This window comes from Paenibacillus sp. FSL R5-0470, from assembly GCF_037975205.1.
In the GTDB taxonomy this organism is placed as follows: domain Bacteria; phylum Bacillota; class Bacilli; order Paenibacillales; family Paenibacillaceae; genus Paenibacillus_AQ.
Window position 1 is genome coordinate 5,583,410 of sequence record NZ_CP150238.1, and the last position, 25,909, is coordinate 5,609,318.

Annotated in this window: 23 protein-coding genes and 1 pseudogene; 7 read left to right on the plus strand and 17 right to left on the minus strand. The window is 43.6% G+C overall.

Annotation, left to right across the window (positions count from 1 at the left end; translation table 11 throughout):
- Window positions 1-51: 51 nt before the first annotated feature.
- Window positions 52-1,701, minus strand: a complete 1,650-nt coding sequence (locus tag MKY99_RS24675; RefSeq protein WP_339266860.1) for a response regulator — start codon at window positions 1,699-1,701, stop codon at window positions 52-54.
- A complete protein-coding gene (locus MKY99_RS24680; RefSeq protein WP_339266862.1) occupies window positions 1,702-3,516 on the minus strand; it encodes a sensor histidine kinase in 1,815 nt (604 codons plus the stop codon). It lies immediately after the preceding gene.
- A 338-nt stretch (window positions 3,517-3,854) separates the two neighbouring features.
- Between MKY99_RS24680 and MKY99_RS24685 the strand changes: the two genes are divergently transcribed.
- The 4 genes from MKY99_RS24685 to MKY99_RS24700 all read left to right on the plus strand — a co-directional run bounded on the left by MKY99_RS24685 (window position 3,855) and on the right by MKY99_RS24700 (window position 8,447).
- Window positions 3,855-5,219, plus strand: coding sequence for an extracellular solute-binding protein (locus MKY99_RS24685; protein ID WP_076286045.1), 1,365 nt, complete (start codon window positions 3,855-3,857; stop codon window positions 5,217-5,219).
- Window positions 5,220-5,473: 254 nt separating this feature from the next.
- Window positions 5,474-6,358 (plus strand): sugar ABC transporter permease, encoded by an 885-nt coding sequence (locus MKY99_RS24690; protein ID WP_042130723.1) that lies wholly within the window; start codon window positions 5,474-5,476, stop codon window positions 6,356-6,358.
- Between the two features lie 25 nt (window positions 6,359-6,383).
- A complete protein-coding gene (locus MKY99_RS24695) occupies window positions 6,384-7,274 on the plus strand; it encodes a carbohydrate ABC transporter permease (RefSeq protein WP_081393202.1) in 891 nt (296 codons plus the stop codon).
- A 351-nt stretch (window positions 7,275-7,625) separates the two neighbouring features.
- Window positions 7,626-8,447, plus strand: coding sequence for a TerC family protein (locus MKY99_RS24700; protein WP_042191342.1), 822 nt, complete (start codon window positions 7,626-7,628; stop codon window positions 8,445-8,447).
- A 160-nt stretch (window positions 8,448-8,607) separates the two neighbouring features.
- Here MKY99_RS24700 and MKY99_RS24705 read toward each other — a convergent pair whose 3' ends face one another.
- Window positions 8,608-10,977: a YcdB/YcdC domain-containing protein gene (locus MKY99_RS24705; RefSeq protein ID WP_339266865.1), complete on the minus strand. Its 2,370-nt coding sequence runs from the start codon at window positions 10,975-10,977 to the stop codon at window positions 8,608-8,610.
- 240 nt (window positions 10,978-11,217) lie between these two features.
- On the opposite strand from MKY99_RS24705, the gene MKY99_RS24710 reads away from it, so the two are divergent.
- Window positions 11,218-12,096, plus strand: a complete 879-nt coding sequence (locus MKY99_RS24710) for a serine hydrolase (protein ID WP_339271782.1) — start codon at window positions 11,218-11,220, stop codon at window positions 12,094-12,096.
- Window positions 12,097-12,196: 100 nt separating this feature from the next.
- Here the strand turns inward: MKY99_RS24710 and MKY99_RS24715 are convergent, their stop codons facing one another.
- The 5 genes from MKY99_RS24715 to MKY99_RS24735 all read right to left on the minus strand — a co-directional run bounded on the left by MKY99_RS24715 (window position 12,197) and on the right by MKY99_RS24735 (window position 17,634).
- A complete protein-coding gene (locus tag MKY99_RS24715; protein ID WP_339266866.1) occupies window positions 12,197-13,327 on the minus strand; it encodes a low temperature requirement protein A in 1,131 nt (376 codons plus the stop codon).
- A 172-nt stretch (window positions 13,328-13,499) separates the two neighbouring features.
- A complete protein-coding gene (locus MKY99_RS24720; RefSeq protein WP_231573342.1) occupies window positions 13,500-14,195 on the minus strand; it encodes an ABC transporter permease in 696 nt (231 codons plus the stop codon).
- A 50-nt stretch (window positions 14,196-14,245) separates the two neighbouring features.
- A complete protein-coding gene (locus MKY99_RS24725) occupies window positions 14,246-15,022 on the minus strand; it encodes an ABC transporter ATP-binding protein (RefSeq protein ID WP_076300457.1) in 777 nt (258 codons plus the stop codon).
- Window positions 15,003-15,992, minus strand: a complete 990-nt coding sequence (locus MKY99_RS24730) for an ABC transporter substrate-binding protein (protein WP_339266868.1) — start codon at window positions 15,990-15,992, stop codon at window positions 15,003-15,005. The genes MKY99_RS24725 and MKY99_RS24730 overlap by 20 nt, the downstream gene beginning before the upstream one ends.
- A gap of 244 nt (window positions 15,993-16,236) precedes the next feature.
- The gene (locus MKY99_RS24735; protein ID WP_339266870.1) at window positions 16,237-17,634 is read right to left on the minus strand and encodes a PLP-dependent aminotransferase family protein; all 1,398 of its coding nucleotides are present in this window, start codon (window positions 17,632-17,634) and stop codon (window positions 16,237-16,239) included.
- Between the two features lie 102 nt (window positions 17,635-17,736).
- On the opposite strand from MKY99_RS24735, the gene MKY99_RS24740 reads away from it, so the two are divergent.
- Both MKY99_RS24740 and MKY99_RS24745 read left to right on the plus strand, forming a co-directional pair.
- Window positions 17,737-18,447, plus strand: coding sequence for an AzlC family ABC transporter permease (locus MKY99_RS24740; protein ID WP_042191353.1), 711 nt, complete (start codon window positions 17,737-17,739; stop codon window positions 18,445-18,447).
- Window positions 18,444-18,770 (plus strand): branched-chain amino acid transporter permease, encoded by a 327-nt coding sequence (locus MKY99_RS24745; protein WP_042191355.1) that lies wholly within the window; start codon window positions 18,444-18,446, stop codon window positions 18,768-18,770. The genes MKY99_RS24740 and MKY99_RS24745 overlap by 4 nt, the downstream gene beginning before the upstream one ends.
- Window positions 18,771-19,010: 240 nt before the next feature.
- Here MKY99_RS24745 and MKY99_RS24750 read toward each other — a convergent pair.
- The 9 genes and pseudogenes from MKY99_RS24750 to MKY99_RS24790 form a co-directional block, all read right to left on the minus strand.
- Window positions 19,011-19,130 (minus strand): annotated as a pseudogene (locus MKY99_RS24750) (LuxR C-terminal-related transcriptional regulator); the annotation flags it as partial.
- Window positions 19,131-19,157: 27 nt separating this feature from the next.
- A complete protein-coding gene (locus MKY99_RS24755; protein ID WP_076286037.1) occupies window positions 19,158-19,871 on the minus strand; it encodes a GntR family transcriptional regulator in 714 nt (237 codons plus the stop codon).
- Window positions 19,872-19,879: 8 nt separating this feature from the next.
- Window positions 19,880-20,896, minus strand: a complete 1,017-nt coding sequence (locus MKY99_RS24760; RefSeq protein ID WP_339266872.1) for a sugar kinase — start codon at window positions 20,894-20,896, stop codon at window positions 19,880-19,882.
- A complete protein-coding gene (locus MKY99_RS24765; RefSeq protein WP_339266874.1) occupies window positions 20,889-21,641 on the minus strand; it encodes a KDGP aldolase family protein in 753 nt (250 codons plus the stop codon). Before MKY99_RS24765 ends, MKY99_RS24760 begins: the two co-directional genes overlap by 8 nt.
- A 1-nt stretch (window position 21,642) precedes the next feature.
- Window positions 21,643-22,746: a DgaE family pyridoxal phosphate-dependent ammonia lyase gene (locus MKY99_RS24770; RefSeq protein ID WP_339266876.1), complete on the minus strand. Its 1,104-nt coding sequence runs from the start codon at window positions 22,744-22,746 to the stop codon at window positions 21,643-21,645.
- Window positions 22,712-23,824: an amidohydrolase/deacetylase family metallohydrolase gene (locus MKY99_RS24775; RefSeq protein ID WP_339266878.1), complete on the minus strand. Its 1,113-nt coding sequence runs from the start codon at window positions 23,822-23,824 to the stop codon at window positions 22,712-22,714. The genes MKY99_RS24770 and MKY99_RS24775 overlap by 35 nt, the downstream gene beginning before the upstream one ends.
- Window positions 23,825-24,171: 347 nt before the next feature.
- On the minus strand, window positions 24,172-24,348 hold the full coding sequence (locus MKY99_RS24780; protein WP_179086734.1) for a hypothetical protein: 177 nt from the start codon (window positions 24,346-24,348) through the stop codon (window positions 24,172-24,174).
- Window positions 24,349-24,361: 13 nt separating this feature from the next.
- Window positions 24,362-24,835, minus strand: coding sequence for a YhcH/YjgK/YiaL family protein (locus MKY99_RS24785; RefSeq protein ID WP_339266880.1), 474 nt, complete (start codon window positions 24,833-24,835; stop codon window positions 24,362-24,364).
- A 215-nt stretch (window positions 24,836-25,050) separates the two neighbouring features.
- Window positions 25,051-25,905 carry a MurR/RpiR family transcriptional regulator gene (locus MKY99_RS24790; protein ID WP_076300453.1) on the minus strand — a complete coding sequence of 285 codons (855 nt, stop codon included), beginning with the start codon at window positions 25,903-25,905 and terminating at the stop codon, window positions 25,051-25,053.
- Window positions 25,906-25,909: the final 4 nt, after the last annotated feature.

Consider the following 25,909-nt stretch of genomic DNA (forward strand, 5'->3'; position numbering starts at 1 on the left):
AGCTATATGTAGAGTTTAACCACACAGAGCCTAGTAGATAACAAATCCCCCCTACTTCCCTAATCCCTTTTGATATTGTGAAGGTGTAAGTCCAGTCCATTTTTTAAAAGTAGCACTGAAGTGACGCTCTTCACCGTACCCTACCAATTTTGCAACGGCGTACATCTTTAGATTTTGGCGGAGCAGCTTTTTCGCTTCTTCTACCCGGTATTGGTGCAAGTAATCGAGAAAATTCACACCAAGCTCCTGACGGAAAAGTGAGCTTAAATAAGTATTAGAAACATAGGCTTCTTTCGCGACATACTCTAGTGTCAGATTGGTATTGTATTTATTGCGGATGATCTCCATAGCAGTGACTACTGTGCGATGTAGTGGACGATGTTTAGAAAAAGCCTCCACCACATTCTGCATGACCTTATTCAAAATCGTAGACAATTCTTCCAACGTCTCTATCTGTGGAGCCTGCTCCATCCAATTGACCAAATGCTGCTTCCATTCGAAGCCAGCGACTTGTTTTTCCTGCGCGAGTCTCTTTAATCGAACTACAAAAGCAGTTGCCCGAATATTCACTTCTTGCTTAAGACATCCCGGATTGCTACGAAAACGATCCAGCCATTTCTCCAGCAGATCGAGTGCGAGCTCATTGCTCCCAGCCCCCACCGCCACAAGCATTTCATCCTCCAGCACATTTAATTCAGAATCATCTAAAATCCCGATTTCCTGTGGAGCGCCACCTATTACTCCCGTTCCTTCTGTATAGTAATAGACACCACCTTTTCCGTTCAAAAATCGCGATTCCATCGCCTGAAGGGCTTCTTTATACGACAGATGCGCTTCAGAAATATCCGAACGACAGGAGCCAACGGCAATACTGATTGACAGTTTGAGATATTTCTCCAAATTACTCTGCAGCTTCTCAATCTGCTCTTCCAATTGGAGGGGTGCTCGGTAAGGCTTGCGAGAATCGGTTCCGGCTAATCCGCTGCCAATCCATAGCAAGTTATTTCCATCATGAAAAGTCTCTATTTTTCCTCTATAGATAGGCGACAAGGTCTCACTGATAATATTTAACGCTGCGTAACGTAGAAGTACAAAATCCTGTCCTGTTCCTGTAGCGGAGGGTGGATCAAAATCAAAGCTGACCAGACCAATTTGTGGTCCTTCAAAGCCAATCGCCATAGATAACTCTCCGATCAGCTCCTGTCGCCGTTCTAGCGGAACCGGGGGATGATAAATCCATTGAGACAGAACCTGGCTTTTGACAAGCGGTGCATTTTTATGCCAAGAACGATCTCTTTTAAGCTGTTCATCCTCCTGATATCGTTGTCTTTCAATGAGTTCCTTGGCCTTCAGTACCGTCTTCAGAATTTCCTCAGGTCGGCATGGCTTCAGCACATAATCAACAACACCGAGGGAAATCGCTTGCTTCGCATAAGAGAACTCGTTATACCCGGATAAAATAATCGACCGAAAGCCGTAACCTCTACGCCGTGCGACTTCAATCAGCTCGAGACCACCCATTTGTGGCATACGAATATCCGTTAACAAAAGATCGGGCTGTTCATTCTCCATCAAAGCCAGCGCTTCACTTCCGTTCCCCGCCTCACCCATGACCTCAATCTGATGTGACTTCCAATCAATCATATTCACAATGCCCTCACGGATCGTATCTTCGTCTTCAGCAATCAGCAGCTTCATCATTTATGGCCCCTCCACAGTGATATGAATAATAATACGTGTGCCTGCCCCTTCCACACTCTCTAGTTGTAAAGAGGCTCCTGCAAAAAATAAGGCCAGTCGTTCCTGCACATTCATGAGCGCAAATCCTGTGCGTCCAACATTGTCTTCCTCAGGTAAAGAATTTCCCCTTGCTAAACGTTGATGAAGCTCTAGAAGTCTATCTGCCGTGATCCCTGCACCATTATCCTGTACCTCAAGCACAATAGTCTTCTCTATACGGTAAGCTCGAACGGATATCAGCCCGCTTCCAGACAGCGGCTCAATCCCGTGAATCACTGCGTTCTCGGCTAGTGGCTGCAACAGCAGCTTTGGTACTGTGAAATCCTTGATACTCTCATCCAGAGAAATTTCGAATTCAAAACGCTCCTTAAAGCGATTTTTCTGCAGGAACAAGTAATTGGTCACCAGCTCTACTTCCTGCTCCAAAGTAAACGTATCCCGTCCATCATTTAAGCTCAGTCGGAACACTTGAGAGAGAGAATACACCATATCGGCAATTTCTTTATCTCCCTTCTTCTCAGCTTCCCAACAGATTGTATTTAACGTGTTATATAAAAAGTGAGGCCTGATTTGGGCTTGAAGCGTTTTCAATTCTGCCTCCTGTTGCTTCATTCTTGAGGCGTATACATCATTGATGAGCGATTTAATCCGCTGCACCATTAGATTATAACCATGCCCGAGTAAGCCGATCTCGTCATTTCCTTCAAAAAATACCCGCTGCGTGAAATCACCTGTTTGTAGTCTACGCATCGAACGGGAAAGCTTCTTCAGTGGTTTCGTGATAGCGGCAGCTGCCAGCCAGGTAACCATTAGGCTAACTACTAAACACAGAATAGCAATCGTCATCGTGACCTGTAAAATCTGACCGAGCTCTTTAACAAGCTGCCGCTTGGAATGAGCCACCACCACATACCAGCCTGTCGTCTCCGACTGCAGATGCGACACAATCCACTGTTTATGATCCGCTGTAGATTCCAGCCTTTTTTTCACAGTCAGCTTAGGGTCGCTGTCCGCAAAATACGGAAGTTCCAGATCTCTTTTGCCAATCCAGCTCGGATTCGAAGCCGTAATAATCAACCCATCCCGATCAATCACGAACATATCTACATCATCTTCAGCATTGTCGAGATATTGGCTCCCAATCTTCCCTGCATCCACACCGATCACAGCGAGTCCTGCCGGCTTTAAGGTGTAAATATTCATGATGATTCTGGAAAGCACAATCTTATGATAATGATCGCCTACAAAAATGCCGTCAGTCGGCCTGGAGAGTCCAAAGGTTGGGCTACCTGCTGCTTTAATAGCTTCTTTATAATACGAGGTTTTGATAAAATCTGAGTACTTCATACCTGTCGTCAATCCTGCCTGATTCGCAGCAAAAGGTTCTGCTCCATTGTTATCGTCTAAAGAATACAGAATCAGAGATTGAATAGAATTGCCTGCAACCATAAGATTGGTAACGGTCTTAAATACAGAATTACGTTCCTTTTGTGCTTCAGACGATGCTAAGAGCCGCTGCACACTTTCATCCAGAAAGAGTGTATTCGAAAAAGATATCATGCCTCGCACCATCTCATCGATCTGCTCTGCTGTTTTTTTGGTAAGATGATCCTGCGACTGTTTCATTTTCTCCACCACCTGCTGTGAAGAGATCTGATACGAGTTCCAGCCCATTGCGAATATGGTCACCAGAAGCAGGGGGACGAACCATAACAACAGCTTAAATTGGAGCGGAAGATGGCGATAACGGCTGACTAAGCGAAAGTTTCGATTCATGAGAACCACCTTCTTATATAATAGAAAGATGTGTAAAGCAAGTATAACTGAAATCATTACACCCTGAACCGGCTTTTTACATTCGCTAAAAAATGCCTACATCATTCTTAAATATGAACCATGTTTCTATTAGCCAGAAACTCTTAAGATGAGGATGCAAGCAAAAACGCCTTGGACGTCTCTTATAGACGGTCAGCGTTTATGCGAGAAATATAAGGATAATGTATAGCGTGAAACTTATACATTCTTATATTTCAAGAAGAAACGAGGTTGTCGTCTTCCTTGATGGATAACAATCGTTTCTTCAAAATACATCATTCTAAAAAGGTGGGTTTTTGATGAAAAGTAAAGGAATCAAGCTAATGCTTATGAGTCTAATGCTTCCAGCTCTGCTTGCAGGCTGTGGTGGCGGAAATAACAATGCGAAAGCTACAAACGCTCCTGCAAATGACAAAGCCGAAGCTACTGCCGAGGCCACAGCGAACGCACCAGCCGAAAAAATTACACTGAAGTTCTTCACCGCACTTGCGGATCGGGCAAACGGTTCAGGCAAGGTGGAGCAAGACATTATCGACGCTTATATGAAAGAGCACCCTAACGTCAAGATAGAAGTGGAAGCGCTTCAAGATGAACCTTATAAATCAAAAATCAAAGTATATGCTTCCAGCAATCAGATGCCTGATATCATTCAAGCTTGGGGTCAGCCTTCTTTCCTGAGTCCTCTGCTCGATAATGACTTACTGCTTGAACTGAACAGCGCTGACTTCGAAGGTGATCAGTTTGTTTCTGGTTCCATGGACGGCTTCAGCAAAGATGGCAAACTGTATGGATTGCCACGTAGTGCCGACTATATGGTTATGTTTTATAACAAAAAAATCTTTGCTGACAACGGCATCGAGGTTCCAAAGACTACCGCTGACCTGCTCGCAGCTGTCAAAACATTACGTGCAAACAAGATTAACCCTATCGCTATGAACGGTATGGATGCATGGACACTGCCAATCTGGTATGAGTTTGTTGCTCAACGTCAAAATGGTGATTTTAATAAGATGGATGAAGCTGTTGCTCGTAAAATATCCTTTAATGATCCTAGTCTTGTTGCAGCTGCAACTGAAATGCAAGATTTCGCAAATGCTAAAGGTTTTGCCGACGGCTGGCTGACCGCCGATTACGGTGCAGCGCGTAACTTGTTCGGACAAGGACAAGCCGCTATGTTCTTTATGGGCGCTTGGGAGTCTGGCCTAGCTACAGATGTGAACTTCTCTGAAGAATTCCGCAATAATGTAGGCGCATTCGCCTTCCCTGGTTCAGATAAAGGTAAATCAACGGATGATGCTGCTTGGTACGGTGGTGGATATGCAGTAAGTAAAAACTCCAAGCATCCTGAAGCTGCTGTTGATTTCTTGAAATATTTCTTCGCTCCTGAGAACTGGTCCAAGATGTTATGGCAAGCTGGCGCGGGTACACCTGCGCAAAAATTCGATGAATTCTTGACTGGTAATGAAACTCAACTCCAAAAAGAACTAGTCGATGTCTTCAGCTCGATGACCTCTTCTAGCGGAACTCCGCTACAGGATATTGGTAACGACGAGTTCAAGCAAAAGGTAATGGAAGCTCACCAAAGTTTACTCTCCGGTGCTATGAATACAACGGAATTCGCCAAAGCGCTTGACGCTGCATCTGATAAATTGGCTGGTAAATAAACTCTAATACTACTAAGTACATGAATGACGGCGCTTCTGATTTAACATCATAAATAGTGGCGTACAACCCCCGACTTCCCCCAGAGGTCGGGGGTTTGTTGTTTGAGCATAAGCACCTTCGACATTAGAGAAAATTATCATTCCATAATTTAAAAAATGTGTACAATCATCTGAAATATACGGCATGTTCCAGGGTCTGGCTTCCCGTTACGATGGTAGTAGATAGATTACTCTTTCAAAGGACGGAGATTTCCATGCACAGAGTGTTAAGCGACAAAAAAGCGATATTCCTACTCATCGCACCCGGGCTATTCCTGTTTGCTTTTATGATTTGCATCCCTATCTTCATGAGCGCTTATTACGGCTCTACGGACTGGGGCGGGATCGGCAAGTACAATTTTATCGGCTTTGATAACTATCGCGAAATCCTATTTCATGACAAAGTATTCTGGACTTCGCTGGGCAATGCCCTGTTACTGACCGCTGCCACTGTATTCTTACAGCATCCCTTTGCTATTCTCATAGGGATATTCCTGACCAATTCCGGTAAATACGAAAAAATATTCCGGACGATCTTTTTCATCCCCGCGGTAATTTCTGTTGTAGTTACAGCCAAGCTGTGGAGCGGGATTTTCCATCCCAATTACGGATTGCTCAACAAGTTGCTAAGTGGCGTGGGGCTGGATTCACTCACACATGATTGGCTTGGAGATCCGAAGACAGCGATCTGGTGCATCATCATCGTTGTAATGTGGCAAGGCTTTGGATACGCACTGCTGCTGTATTATTCAGGTCTGCAAGGCATTCCAAGTGATCTAAGCGAAGCCGCAAAGATCGATGGCGCAAACAACTATACCCTCTACACACGCATCATCATCCCGTTGCTTTCGCCTATGATGCGAGTTGCCATTATCATCGCGGTTACAACCTGTCTTAAGCAAATGGAAACCGTGTTCTTAATGACCAACGGTGGCCCGGCTAATAGCACGCAATTCTTAGGAAACTACCTTTACAAAACCGCCTTCTCATCGTCGCTATACGGCTACGGTAATGCCATATCCATCCTATTCATTGTGTTCTGCCTTGTACTGACCGTAATACTCAACAAGGTTCTGAAGAAAGATATCGGAGAGTTTTAGAATCCCTGTAACCGGAGGAAATCATATGAATAATTCATTAGCACCTGCCGCTTCGCCCCTCAATCTGAAGCTTCATAAACAGAAGCGCAGTAAACCTACAACTGGCAAAATCCTAATGATGGTGTTTCTTTGTCTCATTGCTTTGATTCAGTTATTTCCGCTCATCTGGCTGATCGATTACTCCCTGCTAAAGAGTGGTGATTTTTTCGGAAGCTCTTTTCTGAAATGGCCATCCCCTCCGCAATGGGAGAATTATAGAAACGCTTTTACCTATGGGCGTGTACCACGCTATTTTGCCAACAGTCTTATCATTACAGTAATTACCGTTGCGCTGTCCGCACTAGTGTCACTGATGATGGGGTATGCGTTCACCCGTATGAAATGGAAGCTAAGTGGTATCGTGTTGTCACTTATCATGATGGGCATGATCATTCCCATTCACGCGACACTGCTGCCGAACTTTATTCTGTTTAACAAGCTCGGAATGCTGAACAATATGTACACACTGATTCTGCCTTATTCGGCTATTGTCATCCCAATGAGTGTGCTCATCATGACTGGTTTTCTAGAGACCATCCCTCGTGCGATTGAAGAGTCGGCGGTTATCGATGGCTGCGGCATTTACGGTGTGATCTTCCGCATCATCTTCCCTATTACGAAACCCGCATTAGCTACCATCTGTGTACTCAATTTCATCAGCACATGGAATGAATTTATTATGGCGAACACCTTCCTCACCTCGGAGGATCTCAAAACCATTCCGTTCTCCATTATGAAATTCGCCGGAGAATACTCGTCCAACTACGGTGCTCAGTTCGCTGTTATGACGATCATTGCGATTCCAACCATCCTGATCTATCTGCTCTTCACAGAACAGATGACTAAGGGAATTACCGCCGGGGCGGTTAAGGGCTAACACAAAAAGCGTGGAGAACTCTAGCTTTATTCCTCCAACATTTTATTGACATTAACTTTCAACTCGTATATGATCTCCTTAGGCAAAATCACAACGAATTAAATCAAAAATTTAATATATCCCGTAAAGGGGAGTAGCTGTTAAATAAAGTCGTCAATACGAGAATATGAGGATATTCTCCGGCTTTATTGGCAATTTAACATTGTTAGCGAGACCTTTACCAATCAGGTTAGACCTTTATTCCAAAGGCTAATCTGTTTGGTAAAGGTCTTTTTTATATAAAATTGGTTAAAATGGTAAGGTGAGTATCTTTTAGTAGATATTTGCATAAGAAAAGGGAGGACAACAGTAATGGATTGGGGATTATTATTAGAGTACGGCTGGGTATTACTAGTTCTTGTAGCACTTGAAGGACTACTAGCCGCAGATAACGCACTGGTATTGGCAATTATGGTTAAACACCTTCCTGATGAGGAAAGAAAAAAAGCACTATTCTACGGATTAGCCGGAGCCTTCGTGTTCCGCTTCGGTTCACTATTTGTCATCTCTTACCTGGTTGATATTTGGCAAGTACAAGCCATCGGCGCACTTTATTTACTGTTTATCGCGGGGAACCATATCTTCCGAAAACTATTAATCAAGAAGCCCGTTACGGATGAAGCAGCTGAAAGCGGTACGGACGGCGCAGTCAACAAAAAGAAATCCAGCTTTTGGTTTACTGTCTTTAAAGTAGAAGTTGCTGACATCGCCTTCGCGGTCGATTCCATCCTAGCCGCAGTTGCACTTGCGGTTGCACTACCTGCAAGTGGTCTTCCAAAAATCGGAGGCCTTGACGGTGGACAATTCCTCGTCATCTTTGCCGGCGGATTTATCGGATTGGTCATTATGCGTTTTGCAGCTTCCTTCTTCGTTAAGCTGCTTCACACCCGTCCAGGTCTTGAAATTGCAGCCTTCTTCATCGTAGGCTGGGTCGGCGTTAAGCTCGCAGTCATTACCTTGGCACACCCTTCACTTGGTGTTCTTTCCGAGGATTTCGCGCACAGTACCATTTGGAAGGTTACCTTCTATGTTGTACTCGTGCTCATCGCTGCAATCGGTTGGTTTATGAGCAGCAAGGTAGAAGAGAACGCTAACGAGAATCCAGTTAAAGAAGTAGATAAACAGCTCCATTAATTGTATTTGAATAGCAAAAACAAATATCACCCGAAAGACACACCCCTTCTGTAAAGGTGTTTGTCTTTCGGGTTGTTTTCTTTTATTCCCTATTTTGCTCCTCATACAGAAAAGCCTGCTTCCACCATCAAATAGGAAGCAGGCTCTGCATTATATATTTTTATTGACCTATAATCTGATCAGTCTTACCTTGCAGTTCCACTAGCTTCATAATCACCGTAGCCGCCAGCGCTTTCGTTACCGTCTGCTGCGGATTAAACTTGCCGTTGTCATCCTTTAGGATTCCCAATTTCACTACAAGAGCCACTGCACCCTTATTGTTTATAGATGCACTATCACTGAACTGACTTACCGTTACATCTTTATCAAGATAGGCTGTGAGTTTGTTGTATTTCAAAAAATTAGCCAGCTGAACAGCAAGCTGTTCCCGGGTTAACTTACTATCAATTTGCAGGCTTTGATCCTTGTTGATCCACTTACGATCTGCTGCATAAGTAACAACATCATAATATGAATTCTCAGGCTTCACACCTGCCACAGTTTTCCGTTCATTATTAGCAATATAACTGCTGAAATTCGGATTAGAAGCCTTGGCAAGATAGGTTAACCAATCGCCAACTGTTATTTCTTGATCTGGGTTTACTTTACCATCGGCATCCGGAGTAATCACATGATATTTTACTAATTCTGATAAGGGTTGTTCTGCTGCATGACCTTTGATATCCGTTGCAGATATTTGAGCATCTTGCTGACCGAGGTAATCATAGACCGCTACCCATTTTCCAGTGGCTGCATCTAAAACCTGATATAATCCATTAGATTCATCAAAAGTTGTATCATATACCAGCTTCACCTTTGGCGCGGCATAGCTATTATAACTATAGTATCCACCAACCTGAGTATACTTCAGCTTAGTCTGATATTTAGGTTTATAACTTTCGAGCGCTTCCTTCTTGGAAATTGTAGCCTTCGGCGATAGTGTAATTTCATCGATACCGTCTATCCGATTCCCCATGTAAGAAATCAGTCTGCCGTAAAGATCCAAGCTTACCGTAAGGTTACTGTCACTCACAGGAATCCCTTGATGATATCTAATAAACTGATATCTAAATCCTGTTCCGTCTGAAGTCACGCTTGAGTTATCTCCATATTCTAAAAGTTTTAGCTTCTGGCTCGCCTGAGGATACAGGCTATTAATTATACTAAGTACTTTAGTCTTAGCTTCAGCCTCACTAAGCTTCTTCCCTCCAGCAGGAGCCGGTTCTTCCTTCTTATTATCCTGAGTAGCACCATATGTTTGAATCTGGTACTGTAATATTTCACCGGTCTTTGCATCGATCTCAGCAGAGGATTGTTCTGGAAAGCCAGCACCAATGTAACGTTCATTTCCACTAGCACTACCCCAGTATAACTGCCAGATCTTCCGATTCGTATCCTGATAGTCATTTCTCAAGCTTTGGGAGATCAATTTACGATCTGCTGGAATATATGCAACCTTCTTTACAAGCTGTTCCGCTTCTTTTGCAGTAAGCTCTGTAGTTGAAGTTCTTGCTTGAAAGACATCCTTACCCTTTGCTACATCTGAATACACGACTGGGGTAGATGCGTATTCTTTTCCTTCATAATCTATTCTCTTGCCCGTCAATGCATCGATAGGATATAGAGACTGATCCACTGGACGCCAGCCTAGGATCCAGTTGTTAGGTTTTCCGTTCTTATAAATAGGAGTGAAAAAAAGGCCTACATCAAACTGTTCCGCAAATTGCTTCTGTGCTTGCTCCAAGGTAATCTTCGGCTGTGCAGACGGATACTCAAGCCCTTGAGAAAACTTAGAGAATTGAATTACATTACCGTTGCCATCCACGGCTATATTAATGTTATCCGATCCAGAAGGAAGACCATTCTTCATGACACTGAAGTAATAGCTGTATTGAACAGGACCGAATAAAGAGTTCGAAAAATAATTATAACCAGCATTCTCATTTAATTGGAGATCACTGCTCTTAACCGATGAGGCTGCCTTAGTCACAAAAGCCTTGGCGATCTCCAGTGCCTGAGTCTGCGATACTTTCGGTGGATAATAGGATTCGTTATTCTCACGAGGGTATGAAATATACGTACTGATGATATCTCCATTAATGGCATCTACCTCACTGCTAAAGCCAAATCCCGAATTCCCCTCTTGAATCTGCCACTGAATATTCCAGATCATTTGATTTGCTGGAGGGGGGTAGCTTTGATTAGATCCCAGTTGTACATTGTTTACCGTTGCATCTTTTAGGGATGGGAATAATTCTTTTAGCTTCGCAATCGCTTGCTCCTGCGTGAATTTCACTTTTGTAAGATCTGCCTCAGAGTTCGTTGTAGTCACCGGCGCTTGTGAGCTAACCTGTGTTACCGTAGTGTTGCTACTAACAGATGTAGAATCGGCCGCGGCCAAGCCAGGGGGTAATAATAACGCGAGCGCCACTGAAGTAATCAATACCGTTTTAGCTGTCTGATGAACAAAGTGAGTATTATTGCTTTTCAAAAGAATTCATCCTCCTCTAACACGTGATTCATAATATTATACAGATAATTACTTATATTTTCCATATTTAATTAACGACAGGAAATTACAATGTTTATGTAATGTGTGCTCTATAAGCTATAATGGTAGGCAGCTACAGCTTCAAATCATCTATGAAAGGGGGCCATCCACATCACTGCCTGGAACCTTCAGCCGCTTATAGACGGTATTACTGGCCTAGAAATTCGCAGTTGTCTAATCATTCAACATGGAAAACCTATACTGGAGCATTATCGTGAGCCTGAAATCGCTAAAGAGCTAGGTAAAATTAACTCATGCACCAAAAGCGTGCTCGCCGCCTTAGTCAGCATAGCCATAGATAAACAAATCGTTCCACCACCGGATACCCCTATTTCTCTATTTTTCCCTTTATTAAAAGAGGATCAGGACCCAAGAAAAAGAGAGATCACGATCGGTCACTTATTAACAATGACAGCAGGCTTTAACTGGACAGAATTTGGGGGGCAAAATTCCTTTCCGACCATGACTAGAACCGCAGACTGGATAAAGTTTGTGCTCGCCCAGCCGCTATCTCATACGCCAGGCACTGAGATGAACTATAACTCCGGCTGCTCCCAGATTTTATCCGCTATCCTGCGTGAATGTTCTGGACAAGACGTTGCAGCATTTGCTGAAGATCAGCTATTTCAGCCGCTTGGCATCGAAAGCTATCGCTGGGACAGTGATCCACAAGGCATACATACTGGTGGGTTTGGCCTTTATATGATGCCTGAGGATATGCTTAAATTTGGTCTCCTTTATTTGCAAGAAGGGCGCTGGAAGGATCAACAGCTCATTCATTCGGGTACTGTTCAGAAGTCCACTCGCCCCTATGTCGCAGCCACGCTACCACAGAAGGGCTTCTACGGATGGCACTGGTGGGTATCATCATTCAATGCAGGTACGGAGCAGCAGCCAAAGGAGATCCCTTATTATTTTGCGCTTGGCTTCATGGGCCAGCATATTATTGTGGTTCCATCCTATGAGCTGGTTGCAGTCATTACTGCGGATAAATACAAGAAAGGCTCACCAGCTAATGTGTTCGGCCGATTTATCGTGCCAGCGCTTCTTGGGCAATAACGACAGGGGGATACCGCACACTCCCATTATGAAAGAAGGAAGCCGGGTTGCAATGACCCGGCTTCCTTCTTCAATTTATTCAGCTTCGATACAACGAAGCTCAAGTCGTTAATTTTGCATACACAGCAAAAAATAACACCATTTCTCCAATAATCAGGTAATTGGGTATAAGGAACAACAAATCTACTGCGAAAAAAACGCCAAGTAGACCTAATAATAACGCTAAATGAAACATCCCTAATCTTTGCTGTAAACGTCTGTATTTATGGAAGACCAACGAGGTAGAGAAGAAGTAGAGCAGGACCGATCCAAAAATAAAACATACCATAAATGTATAATTTAATTGTTCTAAAAATAGCAATTGGATTGAAGCTGCAATCATGCTTAAGGATACATAAATAAATAAATGCCCATAAATTATGGTTTGCCCGGCAGTCTCTATGGTTTTGTCCACTTTCTTTTCAACATTATCAAAGTATTGCCACCACATAGCTATAATTAATAAAAAAGTTAATAATGCAAATAAAATAGATTGCCACGTCCAGTGGCTAGACTGTAGGACTGCAAGTATACTGACCACTGATTCACCAAGTAGAATGAGGGTAAACAACGAGAAACGTTCTAATAAATGATGAGTATTTATCGGGCTTTTCACCAAGTATTTCCGACCGATTAATGGAAGCAATATGTCTACTGTAATTCCCGCATACAAAACTACATAACGTATCCAAGAGTCAAAGAAAAGTGATAAAGCAGAGATCACTAATCCAATCCAAAAACGACTTCCCAGATAACGGGCAGTGTCCTTTCTATCAGCTGCTTCATTCTTATTTACCGTAAGATATTGAATGGCAGTCATAGCTCTTAAGCCAACATAACCGATTAGAAATGGCATATAGTATTGATCAAAGTTAACCGATAAGCTGGCTGTCATGATTAATACAAAAAATAATTGTAGAATCAGAAATATTCGGTGTGAAAAGATGTCCTGTCCAAACCGATTTACAAAAAGCGATTGTCCCACCCAGGCCCACCAGATCGGAATGAATATTAAGATAAATTTAGATAAATATTCAAGTGGAATTGTACCCGCCTCTACATGCAACAAGACATGACTCGCTTTTGAAACTGCAGCTACAAAAAGCAGATCATAAAATAGTTCCAGCCAGGTAACTTTCTTCTCAGCAAAGGATGCTGTGCCGTGCTCAAATCCCGATGTGCGCTTATTCATCGTTTTACTCCCTTAGTTTGGATGTGTATCCAATACAGTTTATCGAATACTTATCCATCTTAACCGAATTGATATACTAATTTGAAGCCCCTTTGTTGCCACTCTAAAATCACACAAAAAAAGCTCCCCCTTGCCTAAAATCGACAAAGGAAAGCTATAGTTATATCTCCAACTAATTCCGCCACTTCATAAACTTGTAATCAAGATAATCAACAAGTAAGAAGAGGACAAATCCCACCAAGCTGAACAGCATAATTCCCGCATACATCTCCGGATAATCCAGTCTTAACCAAGCATCCATAATGAAGAAGCCCATGCCATGCTCAGTTCCATAAATCTCCGTGAAAAAGAGTACAGATATCGCTGTTCCCAGTGAAATACGAATCGTACTCAGAATGACCGACAGTGCACCTGGCAGTGTCACATGCCAGAATTTCTGCACTGTACTTGCCCCTATACTCGTTAAGACATCATAGGTATTCTCAGGAATAGCCTTCACACCATCCCTAACGGAGATAATAATCTGGAACAAGAGAATCAGCATGATCATTAAGATTTTAGACGTTTCACCAAGCCCGAAGAACAGCATCACAACGGGAAGCAGGGCAATTTTGGGAACAGGATAGGTCAAGTAGACCACAGGGTCCAGCAGCTTATTCCAAGTCAGCGAACGTCCCATCAGAAGACCAATGAGCAGTCCAATGATTAATGCCAGCACTACACCTGCAAAAATTCTGAACAAGCTATACCCTACATTTAAAGCAATCTCCTGACCACCTAAGTGAAACATAGCGTTATATACCGCGAATGGACTCGGCAAAATCGAATGATTCATAAGCAAATAGGCAATATACCAAACCACATTCATACAAAAGAACACAAACAACAGTCTTATTATGTGATGAATCCGATTTTTTCTCACCATATCTCCTGCATTACCTTTCTGATTCGCTTAGTCTGCTCAAAGAAATCTACACTGTCCCGCTTATCTTCATGTTTCATCTGAAATACCAATTGATTGTCGATCATTTCCGGAGCTTCTTCTTTATTAGATGGCATAACAATAATTTTCTGCCCCAGCAGAATAGCTTCTTCCACATCATGGGTAACAAATAAGGTAGTCGCCGGATGCGCTAACCAGTTATCCAAAAACAGAATCTGTAGTGTTTCCCGCGTAATCGCATCCAGTGCGGAGAAAGGCTCGTCCAGGAGTAAAATAGTGGGCAAAATGGCGAACGCTCTGGCGATTGCCACTCTTTGCTGCTGTCCTCCACTAAGAGAAAGAGGATAACGATCAGCTAAATCAGAGATTCCCATCGATGACAGCCACTGATTAATCTGATTCTCCCGTTCTTGCTTGGATGTACTCGCAGTATGCGAGATTTTCATTGCGATTTGAATATTATCATGTACAGTCTTCCATGGAAGAAGCCCGTAGTTTTGCGGTACCAGGCCGATCAGAGTTTCTTTATCATGCACGGATTTTTCATTAAAAAGAATTTGCCCCATATAGCTTGGCAGCAAGCCCGCAATCGCCCGTAATAAAGTTGATTTTCCGCTGCCAGAGGGTCCGATGATCGTGTAAATCCCATGCTCCGGTAAAGATAGATCCATCTTTCCTAAGGCCAGTTGACCTGTCTTGTACTCTACTTTAAGACCCTTAATGACGAGTCCCTTATTTTTTGAATTGGACATCAGAAATCACATCTTCAGCCGAGATATTTTTGCTAAGCAAACCTTTTTCCCGTGCCCATGCAAATGCGGCTTCTACTTCTTTCACATCCACTTGATTGGCAGGGACATAATCAGGTACCTTGATCTCATCTTTCAACGTTTCTGGATAACCAACTTCTTTGATCACAAGATCGATATATTCAGATTGATCATGAGATTTCATATACGCTACCGCCTCGTCATAAGCAGCATACATATTGCGAATCGCATCTGCCTTAGCATCAATAGCGGTTTGTGGGAAAGCCAATACAAATGGATTCACTCCCGCTGTATGCGTGGAGCTAAGCACGCGCAAGCCTGAAGCTTTACCCATAGTTACAAATGGTTCAGGCAAAATAGCTGCATCTGCCTTATTATTCTTAAGCAATTCTAAACGGGTAGGGATTTGTGGAACCTCAGTTACCGTAATATCATCTTCCGTTAAACCCGCTTGTTTCAGCATCATCGCCACAGTATATTGTGTGGAGGTATTTTTGGACAAAATCACGGTTTTTCCTTTCAGATCCTTCACATCTTGGATGGCGTCATTCCCAGTCAATAAGTCGAATTCACCAAAAGTTGTGCTAGTGATCTTCACATCCAGCCCGGCTTCATTGTAGATAGAAATTGCAACCAAATCAGCACTGATCCCCTCTAACTTGCCTGCTTGAAAGGCTACATCACGGTCTTTTGCACTCTTGAACGTTTGGATATCTAGGTTCACTCCATGCTTCTTATCAAAACCTTGCTCATGAGCAATTACAAAAGGAATCGCATCAATCGAAGGCAGTAAGCCAAGCGACAAAGTAACAGCTTCTTTTGAGTCCTCTGCTGCGTTACCCTCTGTCGATGCATTCGTGTTATTCTTTGAACCACAACCTACTGCAAGTACAGCGACGACAACGACCATCATCGACAACATCAACATTCTTTTTAATGCTTTTTTCTTCATAAAACTCTCCTACCTCCATTAATCTTTCTATAGTAGACATGCCCCTATTCTTTGCAATCTGCAAAAGAGCATGCAAAAAGCCCTTAAGCTGTTCCAGAACGTTTCAGGTAGTGTAATTTTACATCAGTCATCACAGCTTGTATATTCATAAATTTAAATAGTTATATTTATCACATACTAAGATGCAAAAAATCCGAATCAGCCCACAGAGAATCTCTCTGTAAGCTGAGCTTTCAGACACATCCTAGTCTAAGGACATATGTTGCTTCAGAATCTTCAGTCCAGTGTCCAGCTCATCCAATGAGGATGACGACGATAAGGCTACACGTACATACTTGTCCGGTGTGCTGGCACCACTAAGAAACCAATCGGAATGGAATATTCGAACGCCTTGTTGTAACAGTTCTGACTCCAGTTCAGCGGCTGTACGGTATCCTGATAAGGGAATCCATTTAAAAAAACTTAAGGGGTGCCCTTCGGCTGCTGTTTGTGGAAAATATGTCGAAAATAGCTTGTTCGCAGCTTGGACCAGTTCTTTTTTATATGCGACAATCTCAGCAGCACTACCCGATACAATAAGCTCAGAAATAATCTCGGCATCTAGGGAGGATGTCTTCACATTAATATTGAAAATAGCCCGCTCAATTCTCTCTTTGAATTTCTCTCCAAATACGATATAAGCGATCCTAAGTCCAGAGCAAATAGATTTTGTCGTACTGCTAATATAGATGGTCTGATCAGGAAGCAATGAGTACATCGGTTGTTTGTATTCTTCTAAATGACCTGCCGTTAAGAACGCATGAATATCATCTTCTATGAGCAGCAAGTTATGTTTCTGGATAACGTTAGCAATATCACGCTTCCGCCCATCAGTCATCATAACGGTTGTAGGATTCGTACAAGAAGGCATCAGGAATATACCACGTATATCCAGCAGCTGGCACTGGTTATCCAGCACTTGCGGTAGCATTCCAGAGGCATCGCCTGGAATTGGAACAAGCTGAATACGATACATTCGGGCAAGCTCAATAAAATTAGAATAGGTGAATACATCAACGGCAATCCGTTGTCCAGGTTCGAAGAGAGCAAATAACGTAATGACCAACGCATTCAGGCCACCGGATGCAATTGCGATGTTATTGATATTTGCCTGTATCCCAAATGCTTGCATCCATGATAGGCCTGCCAGTTTATGATGTGGCATTCCTGTAGGATCATTGTAATTTAATAGTTCCTCTATATTGCCTCTATGCATAACCCTTCTTGCGACCTGAGCTACGATCGAGTTACTCTGCTCAAACGAAGCAACTAGCCCCAGATCAATACAGTCATGAGAAATTTTGTCCTTCGATATTGCTATCGAGCGCGTTGCATTCGTTGCCACAAAGGTACCACTTCCTGTAATAGCATAGATGAGTCCTTTAGCTTCGCATAGCTTATAAGCGCGTGTAATTGTTGTGAAATTAACATCTAAAAAATCCGCTAGCTCACGTTGAGGGGGAAGCTTCGTTCCGGGTACCAAAAGACCGCTAGCTATATCTTGTTCAAGCAATGAGGCTATGGAATGATAGATCGGACGCTTCAGAGTATGTCTGTCAGGTCGCCACGACATCGGGTAATTAACAAAAGAATTGATCGGCATATTGTCCTCCCACAAAATTGTAATCCATACAATTATACCGTTGATTGTATGGATTCGCACTGCTACAATGACATGGACATAAGCTAAGGGGTTGTAAGTAACATGCGTAACAATAACAAACTTTATGTAGCATTCCGCACCGCGGCTCCCGCTACCTTTCCCATTCTTGCCGCTTTTTTATTCTTGGGGATCGCCTACGGAATTTACATGAATGTATCAGGGTTTCATGTGATCTATACCTTTCTAATGAGCTCTCTTATTTATGCTGGATCGATGGAATTTCTAACGGTTCACTTGTTATTAGGTGCTTATCATCCATTAAGTGCATTATTGTTTGCTTTAATGGTTAATGCACGACATCTATTTTATGGCATATCTATGCTGGAGAAGTTTAAAGGTACGGGGCTGAAGAAGCTTTATTTGATTTTTGGTCTCTGTGATGAATCATTCACCATCAATTATTCCGCGAAGATCCCTGAAGGAGTGGATCGCGGTTGGTATATGTTCTTCGTCACGCTGCTAAATCATTGCTATTGGGTCGTAGGCGCTTGTATCGGGGGAGTATTCGGATCGATTTTTCACATGAATATGGAAGGTCTCGAATTTGTGATGACAGCACTATTCGTTGTTATCTTTATTGAGCAATGGAAGAGTGGATCGACCCATAGAAGTGCTCTAGTAGGCGTTGTTATCTCCATACTGTGCCTTATCATATTTGGACGTGACAGCTTCATGATCCCCGCAATGATCCTGATTATTGCAGCACTTACGATCACTCGTAAACAACAGGAACCGGTAGGTGAAACCGCATGACGATGTCTACTTTTCAGCAGATCATTACAATTGCCATGGTTGTGCTAGGCACGATGATGACACGTTTTATTCCGTTCATTATTTTCCCACCGGGACGTCCAACCCCAAAGTACATTCAATACCTAGGTAGAGTTCTTCCATCAGCAACGATTGGACTCCTTGTTATTTATAGCCTAAAGAACACTAACGTATTGTCCGGTAATCACGGATTACCGGAGCTAATATCCGTCGCAATCGTCGCGTTGCTTCATCTCTGGCGAAGAAATATGCTATTATCCATAGCATTCGGTACAATCGCTTATATGGTATTGATTCAGATATAAGAAATTTATGTAGGTCTTATCAACCGCACATATAACTACAATTATAACATTCACTTCCATTATATATTGATTTTATGATAAGAGCTAAATGCAAGGTTGATTTTGACACCATGAATATCGATCTTAAACACTAAACCAAGCGATGACATCCATCAGTGGACAGCAATCGCTTGGTTTTAGTTTTCCTATACAACAAAAAACCTCCCCACACCCGTAAAGGTGGAGAAGGTATAAATGCGTCACTTTTAGCTCCCCAAGCCTAATCAGCTCGACAACCGCTTGTGAACGGCCTTTAACTTTCAATTTCTGCATTATGTTGGAGATGTGATTGCGTATGGTTTTCTTGCTAATGAATCATTGACCAAGCGATATCACGAGTCGTTTTAACTACACCTCATAGTTCACTACATAATTCTGCAGCTCTGTATTGTAAAAGCCTACACTATACTCAGTTACCTTGCCCAGCTCATCATAAGAATAACGAGTTCGCTTCAGCAAGGGACACTTCTTATCAAGGAGCAATATCTCCTCTACATCAGGCGGAGGAACGGCAACGGAAAATTCATCACGCAGTTTCTCTAAGGAAACGCTCCGCTCTTCAAGCAGTTCATACAAGGACTGGGCATTTAAGTCCAGTAGATCCAAATCATCCATACCATTTACTAAATAATGCGTGTAATGAACGTATGGAATATCATTGAGACTATATATGCGTTCCAAGCGTATACAACGTTCGCCGAATAAACGAAAGGCTTCGCTTTCGACTTCATTATATACTCGCTCCGCCTTAAGCCATTGCTTCCGAATTTGGTGCCCTTCATCCACTAGAATTTCCGTGAATTTTTTCCACTTGGACAGCTTGGATGATGAGGTATTACGGATCACCTTCGTCCCCTTGCCGCTCCCCTTTTCCAGAAATCCTTCTTGGACGAGCTCCTGAATGGCACCGCGTACAGTGATCTTGCTGACATTGAATTCCTGCTCTAGCTGAGGCTCGGAAGGAATATTCAATCCAATAGGATAGACTCCGTGTAGAATCCGATCCTTTATAATATTTGCAATTTGCATATATAAGGGCTTATCTTTTCGGGACAAACTCAAGAGGTTCACTACCTTTCTACATCGCCTACGGATAGAGTCATAGCTCGAAGTATATCCGCTTCTGAAGCCATGGGAGTGTCGCCCTCGATAGTATGGGCTAACATACTAGCGGCAGCGGCAAACCGTACTGTCTGCTCAGGTGTAAATCCTGTTAGCTCGCCATGCACAATTCCGCTCGTATAGGCATCTCCAGCCCCTATTCTATCATAGACGAGAAATCTCAGCGTATCCGAAAAGAAGAAGCTCTGATTCTTATAAAGAAACCCACGCAGTGAATGTGAGTTGTCGCCATGAATACTGCGATGGGTGCCTGCGATCACCGAGATATCGTAATGCTTCGCAACTGCTGGAATCAGTTCGATCAGTTGCTCTTCACGTTCAGCTTGTTCAGTGCTGATCCCCAAGATAAAGATTGCGTCCTTCTCATTCATCATTACGATATCGGCCAGCTGCAGCATCTCCTCGTAATGCGGCTTCGCTTGTGAATAGCCTTCCGGTCCCCACAAGGACGGACGATAGTTGCAATCAAAGATCACAGTCCCACCCTGCTGCTTGACAGCTCTAGCCAAGGATTTCATATGATGACGTACACTATCGTTCATAGCCAGCGTAATGCCGCAGAAATGGATCACATCCAGACTTCGCGCAATCTCTTCATAATTATAAGTTTCCTCAGGAGCCGTATTGAAGCTACTCTCCAGACGATTGCTGTAAGTTACCTTGCTTGGACGTGCACCAAATCCGTTCTCCAAGAAATACAAGCCCAGATATTCTCCTCCTCGTATAACGAGGCTAGAAGAGATGCCCAGCTTCCGCAAATACGCGGCGGCGGCCTCTCCCAAGGAAGTAGTCGGCAAACGGGAAATCAAATAACCTTCATGCCCGAAGCGTGCCAGTGCAGCGCTGACATTAACCCCGGTACCAGAGAATGAATAGTTTAAGCTGTTTCCCTGGGATAGCAGCTGAACTCCCGGCACCTGCAGACGCATCATCACTTCTCCGAATGCCCCGATTCGTTTAGGCATATTTATCTGTCAGCCTCTTCATAATTCCAAGCAAATCACGCACATCCTGGGTCCGGGTCTGGCCCGATTCTTTATCGATAATGGATGAGTAGACATGCGGAATCACTTGTGGCACCCCTGCTTCAAGCGCAATCTCCAGAATAGCCTCGAAATTGTCCATATCAATTCCACCGGTTGGTTCGAGTGCGAACTCTGCCTCAGCACAGGCCTTAGCGACAGAGCGGTATTCCTCTTCACGGCTTAATCCCTCCATCGGGAAATACTTCAGTGCATTACCACCCATATCCCGAACAAGCGCAATTGCCGATGCTATAGGTACAATCGCCGCTTCACTCTGCGCAGCGCTGAAGACTCCTGTAGAAATATTCACATAACCAGCGTGACCAGAAGGGGCGATCATGCTGTTGATCCAACTGTCTTTCCCACCAAGATTAGCGCGTGTAGCTCCAACCACCGGGAATGCCTGGTTAATATGACTACCCGGATAATGCTTAGCAATCTCGGCCACAATTGCCGCTTGGCGATTATCTCCTGCACCTAGGCCAATGGATACCGCATCTTCAATCTCTTGACCATATTGCTTCATGGCTGTTACGGCTTCTTCTACCGACTTATAATCCTTAGAGAGCACACCGACCAGCACATATCCTTCCGCCGCTTCATAAATCTCTTTAGCATTAGCGATATCTTTAGCGAGTACATTTAATGCGGTGCGGCCCTTATAAAAACGTTGTGAAATCGTCATCTTATTGTCCCCCTATTAATTTATGAATGCTGTCTACAATCACGTGCAGATCATCCCCCAGAAGCGGCCGTGGATCAATATCGAAATATCCCTGCTTCACTCCATAATCGCGGGTGTAGATCGCAATCTCTCCCTTCTGCAACCCCTCCACCAATTCTTTCGCCGTAATTCCGGCCTGCTGTGGATCAACCTGAACCCGGCCGCGATAGATGGCACGGCCCGCCTCGTCCTGCACAATGGTTACACGAATTCCCGGAAGTTCATTCAACACCATCAATCCCTGCAAAGACGCTTTCTCGGTGTCACTCTTGTCTTCCTTGACCATGTATTCCTCTAGTGCTTGCAGCAGACCAAAGGAAGTTTCTTTACCAACCTTCATACTGCGTCCTATTCCATACAATTGGACCTTAACCCATTCCACATAATTACGTTTGCCGGCGATAATACCGGATGTAGGCCCTTCAATAGCTTTAGAACCACTATAAATTGCCAGGTCAGAGTATTTCACATATTTACAGAGGTCTTCTTCCGCTGCGGCATCTACGATTAGTGGAATGCCCCTACGGTTTGCGATCTCCCATACTTCTTCGACGGATAACATATTCTTCTGCACCGCATGGTGGGACTTTACGTACAGAATGGCAGCCGTCTGCTCACAAATGGCATCCTCTATATGCTCGGCACGGCCTTCATTCGCATAACCGACCTCAATTAGTTTCCCACCACCTAGATAGACCATCGTTTCCACAGGAGCTCCGTACTGTACATTATGCCCCTTCAGAATGATGATTTCATTGCGTGGAATGGCTTCTTGGTGCAAACGTTCACTGCGGCGCCGATTGCCTTGGGTCACTAGCGCCGCAACGGACAATGCAATACCGCTGGAGGCTGAGTTAACGATAAGCGCTGCTTCAGCGCCGAGAATTCGTGCCGTGTAGTCTCCGGCTTTATCCACCAGATCCGCTATTTCCACATAACTCTGTCCGCCTTGCTTCATCGCCTCCATCACTGTGTCAGACGGAGCCGACACCCCCAGGATACTCATTCTGCCGCTTGCATTGATTACGCGTTTAAGCCCGTATTTCGCATTTAATGAATTCCCCACCTATAACCACTCCTTTTGCATGGATTACTTTATCCGTCATTCTTTCTTCTCCTTCAGAATCAATAAGCACTGCAGACTTATGCTGCAGGGTGAAGAGAGTCAAGTTTGCAGGATCTCCCACCTGAATTCGGCCCAGCTCCGGCCTGCCCAGCCATTCCGCCGCATTGGAAGTAACCGCTGCCACAATCTCATCCAGAGCATAGCCCAAACATAGAAACTTGGAAAGTACATTAGACATGCCAAAGACAGGTCCCTTCAATCGGTTCACTCGATAGATATCCGTGCTAATCGTATTCAATCCAATCCCATTACGTTTAGCAGCCTCAGCTACCTTAAAAGAGAAGCTTGCTGTTCCATGCCCCACATCGAGATGAACTCCCCGTTCAATGGCTTCAGTCAATACCTGAAGAGGCTGACCATCCGCAGCAAACAAATTATTCTCTTTTCCGTTGAGATAATGGGTCACGATATCCTTACGCTCCAAAAGGGGCATAACCTCTCTGATATCTGGCGGTGCTGAACCGATATGTACCATTAACGGCAGGCCCGTCTCCATTGAAAGGCTTCGTGCAATATGCAGCGGCTCAATCCCGCTTGCGCCGACAACGCTCTTGCTGATCCTAGCCTTTAATCCCACGATTATCTCCCCGTAGGTTCGGACGGATTGCAGGATCTTCTCCTTATCAATCCATTCCAAGTTGGACAATTCATCAATTCTTAGCAGTCCGATCCGCGAGATATTTAAGAAAGCCAGCACATTCGTCTTAGCCTGAGACGCGTCCAAAGCCAGATCACCTATCCGATCCGCCCCGCAGCTACCAGCATCGACTAGAGTGGTCACCCCTTGCCGGACACCGATCTCATCGATCTCGTCACCATACGGATCAAATTGGCGAAAGGCATGCACATGCATATCGATCCAGCCACTGGATACGTACGCGCCTGAACCTTCCCACTCCTGCCCCCCATGCGCCTCACCTGCCGGGGTGATCTCAGCGATCTTGCCATTTTCGATTACAATGTCGATCTCTTCTCCGCTTACTCGTTTCACCTGACGGAGCACGTATCTTTCATCCATTGTTCTCACCTTTTTCCATATAACATTATAATGTTTAAAATAACACGAATAGCGATTTAAGTAAATATAACGTTATAATGTTTATATGTAAAATTAGACGTGGTTGTCACAAAATTAGAGAAACCTGATTATCGGACGGATTCTTTGTAGAGAGTAATTAGGGGAAATCTCCCTGATTATAGCCGATAATTGCTTTTAATGAATAGAATTAGGGAATTCCTCCCTAAAAATCGTGGTAATATCTATATTCACCAACGAATCAGTTGAATTAGAGGGAGATTTTCCCTAATTATTAGTCAAATAAGCAAAAATCGCAGAATTTTACGGAGATTTTCCCTAATTATCTATCAGAGCTTCCGTTTCACTTCTTCAGTAGTGCTAGAAGTTGATTTGGCTTTTACCTGCCCATAATCTACAGAAGCAAGCTGCAAATGACCGAAACGCAAAGCAGCGATCCTCCAATAAAAAGGAGAATCGCTGCTTTCTTGACTTTTACCGTTCAGAATATCGAATGTGTCTGTCACTCTTGTACAAAATCTATGAACTTAATAACCCTACATGTATCTTAATAACAGCCTTCTTAATCTTCATGCCCGGTTGACCCATACCAGGTCTATGTACATCATGCGGGAAAAAGACTGCGAACATCCCCGGCTTCAAAGTTAACAAAATTTCATCGGATGACGGAGGATAAAGCGCATAATCTGCTTCGGCATCGTAAGGCTTAGTAGCCTCGATTCCTTCTTGCAAGGGCGACCACCCAATCGTTTCTTCACCTTCGATCAGATAATGCACATCAATATAAGCCTCATGCTTTTCAGCAACCTGTTCCTCTAGCGACTTCGCCTCAAGAGCCATAATCGAAACGTATATCTCGTTACCGCGAATCTCGACTCGCCCGAGATCAGGTTCGTGTTGTAAGATGACTTTCAATTCCTCAATAGTCTCTACAATGACTGAATTCTCGTATCTGCTATGCTCTTCCCAAGATGACAATGAACCTAAGATCATAATGTCTCATTCTCCCCACATCTCAATTATCTTACAGAGGTTGTTCAAAAAGTCCGCTTTTGATCACGAAGTAGCCCAAGAAGCTTACTCGACATCGAATATTGAATTCAGGCGAAACTTCCGGTGCTCACGTAGCTTCCACTACGCTACGCTCCTCAGTTTCTACCTTCATCCAATCTTCTCGGTGCTGAAAACCATACTTTTTGAACTCGCACTTATAGGAGCTTCTCACTAACTGCTGCAGCTGTTGTTTCTTTATTGATAATGGACTGCTCACTAGTCTTTTTGAAATATTCCACATATAAAATATCCAGCAGATAGAGCTGTGAGATCTTAGCAGATAATGAACCGCCCTGCAGAGGACCCTCATTAGCACCACAAAGTAAGGTAAGATCCGAATACGACGTTAAAGGTGACTTTTCAAATCTCGTAATGGACACCACCTTAGCGCCTCGTTCCTTCGCCTTTCTTGCAACCTCGATACTATCTTTCGTTGAACCGGAGTAAGAAATGATTACAGCTACATCTCGGTTAGACATTAGCGCCGCAGACATCATCTGAAGATGTGAATCCATCAAACACTCCGTTTTGTTTGTAATGCGCATAAATTTAATTTTGGCTTCCATCGCCGTGATTAATGAAGAGCCTACGCCGAAAAATGATACTCGTTCCGCGTTTATCATATAATCAATAGCTTCATTGATCTTCTGTATATCAATTAAATTATAGGTCTCGTTCAGTGCACTTACATTTGTGGTCAGCACTTTGGAAGCCACAGCTTCAGTAGTGTCGTCCATTAGAATTTGATCCGTAAGCTGCGGGATCTCATTCTCCACAGTGATACTATGAGCGAGTGCAATCTTGAACTCTTGATACCCTTTATAACTTAAAGATTTGCAAAATCGAAAAATACTTGATTCACCTACATCGCACGCATCTGCAAGATCAGTAATCGACATATAGACAACACTTCTCGTGTTCTCCAGGACGTAGTCCGCTACCTTCTTCTCCGTATTCGTCAAATTATTGTACTTGGAATGAATAGAAGAAAAAATACTGATTGTTCGCAAATAA

What these genes read in the sequence shown, in the direction of transcription:
- MKY99_RS24765 (WP_339266874.1), bottom strand. Translation starts at nt 21,641, where the DNA reads ATGACGATTTCACAACGTTTTTATAAGGGCCGCACCGCATTAAATGTA.
- MKY99_RS24685 (WP_076286045.1), top strand. Translation starts at nt 3,855, where the DNA reads ATGAAAAGTAAAGGAATCAAGCTAATGCTTATGAGTCTAATGCTTCCA.
- MKY99_RS24720 (WP_231573342.1), bottom strand. Translation starts at nt 14,195, where the DNA reads ATGAATGTGGTTTGGTATATTGCCTATTTGCTTATGAATCATTCGATT.
- MKY99_RS24725 (WP_076300457.1), bottom strand. Translation starts at nt 15,022, where the DNA reads ATGTCCAATTCAAAAAATAAGGGACTCGTCATTAAGGGTCTTAAAGTA.
- MKY99_RS24715 (WP_339266866.1), bottom strand. Translation starts at nt 13,327, where the DNA reads ATGAATAAGCGCACATCGGGATTTGAGCACGGCACAGCATCCTTTGCT.
- MKY99_RS24785 (WP_339266880.1), bottom strand. Translation starts at nt 24,835, where the DNA reads ATGATCTTAGGTTCATTGTCATCTTGGGAAGAGCATAGCAGATACGAG.
- MKY99_RS24700 (WP_042191342.1), top strand. Translation starts at nt 7,626, where the DNA reads ATGGATTGGGGATTATTATTAGAGTACGGCTGGGTATTACTAGTTCTT.
- MKY99_RS24745 (WP_042191355.1), top strand. Translation starts at nt 18,444, where the DNA reads ATGACGATGTCTACTTTTCAGCAGATCATTACAATTGCCATGGTTGTG.
- MKY99_RS24740 (WP_042191353.1), top strand. Translation starts at nt 17,737, where the DNA reads ATGCGTAACAATAACAAACTTTATGTAGCATTCCGCACCGCGGCTCCC.
- MKY99_RS24730 (WP_339266868.1), bottom strand. Translation starts at nt 15,992, where the DNA reads ATGAAGAAAAAAGCATTAAAAAGAATGTTGATGTTGTCGATGATGGTC.
- MKY99_RS24760 (WP_339266872.1), bottom strand. Translation starts at nt 20,896, where the DNA reads ATGCCTAAACGAATCGGGGCATTCGGAGAAGTGATGATGCGTCTGCAG.
- MKY99_RS24690 (WP_042130723.1), top strand. Translation starts at nt 5,474, where the DNA reads ATGCACAGAGTGTTAAGCGACAAAAAAGCGATATTCCTACTCATCGCA.
- MKY99_RS24680 (WP_339266862.1), bottom strand. Translation starts at nt 3,516, where the DNA reads ATGAATCGAAACTTTCGCTTAGTCAGCCGTTATCGCCATCTTCCGCTC.
- MKY99_RS24675 (WP_339266860.1), bottom strand. Translation starts at nt 1,701, where the DNA reads ATGATGAAGCTGCTGATTGCTGAAGACGAAGATACGATCCGTGAGGGC.
- MKY99_RS24775 (WP_339266878.1), bottom strand. Translation starts at nt 23,824, where the DNA reads ATGGATGAAAGATACGTGCTCCGTCAGGTGAAACGAGTAAGCGGAGAA.
- MKY99_RS24695 (WP_081393202.1), top strand. Translation starts at nt 6,384, where the DNA reads ATGAATAATTCATTAGCACCTGCCGCTTCGCCCCTCAATCTGAAGCTT.
- MKY99_RS24735 (WP_339266870.1), bottom strand. Translation starts at nt 17,634, where the DNA reads ATGCCGATCAATTCTTTTGTTAATTACCCGATGTCGTGGCGACCTGAC.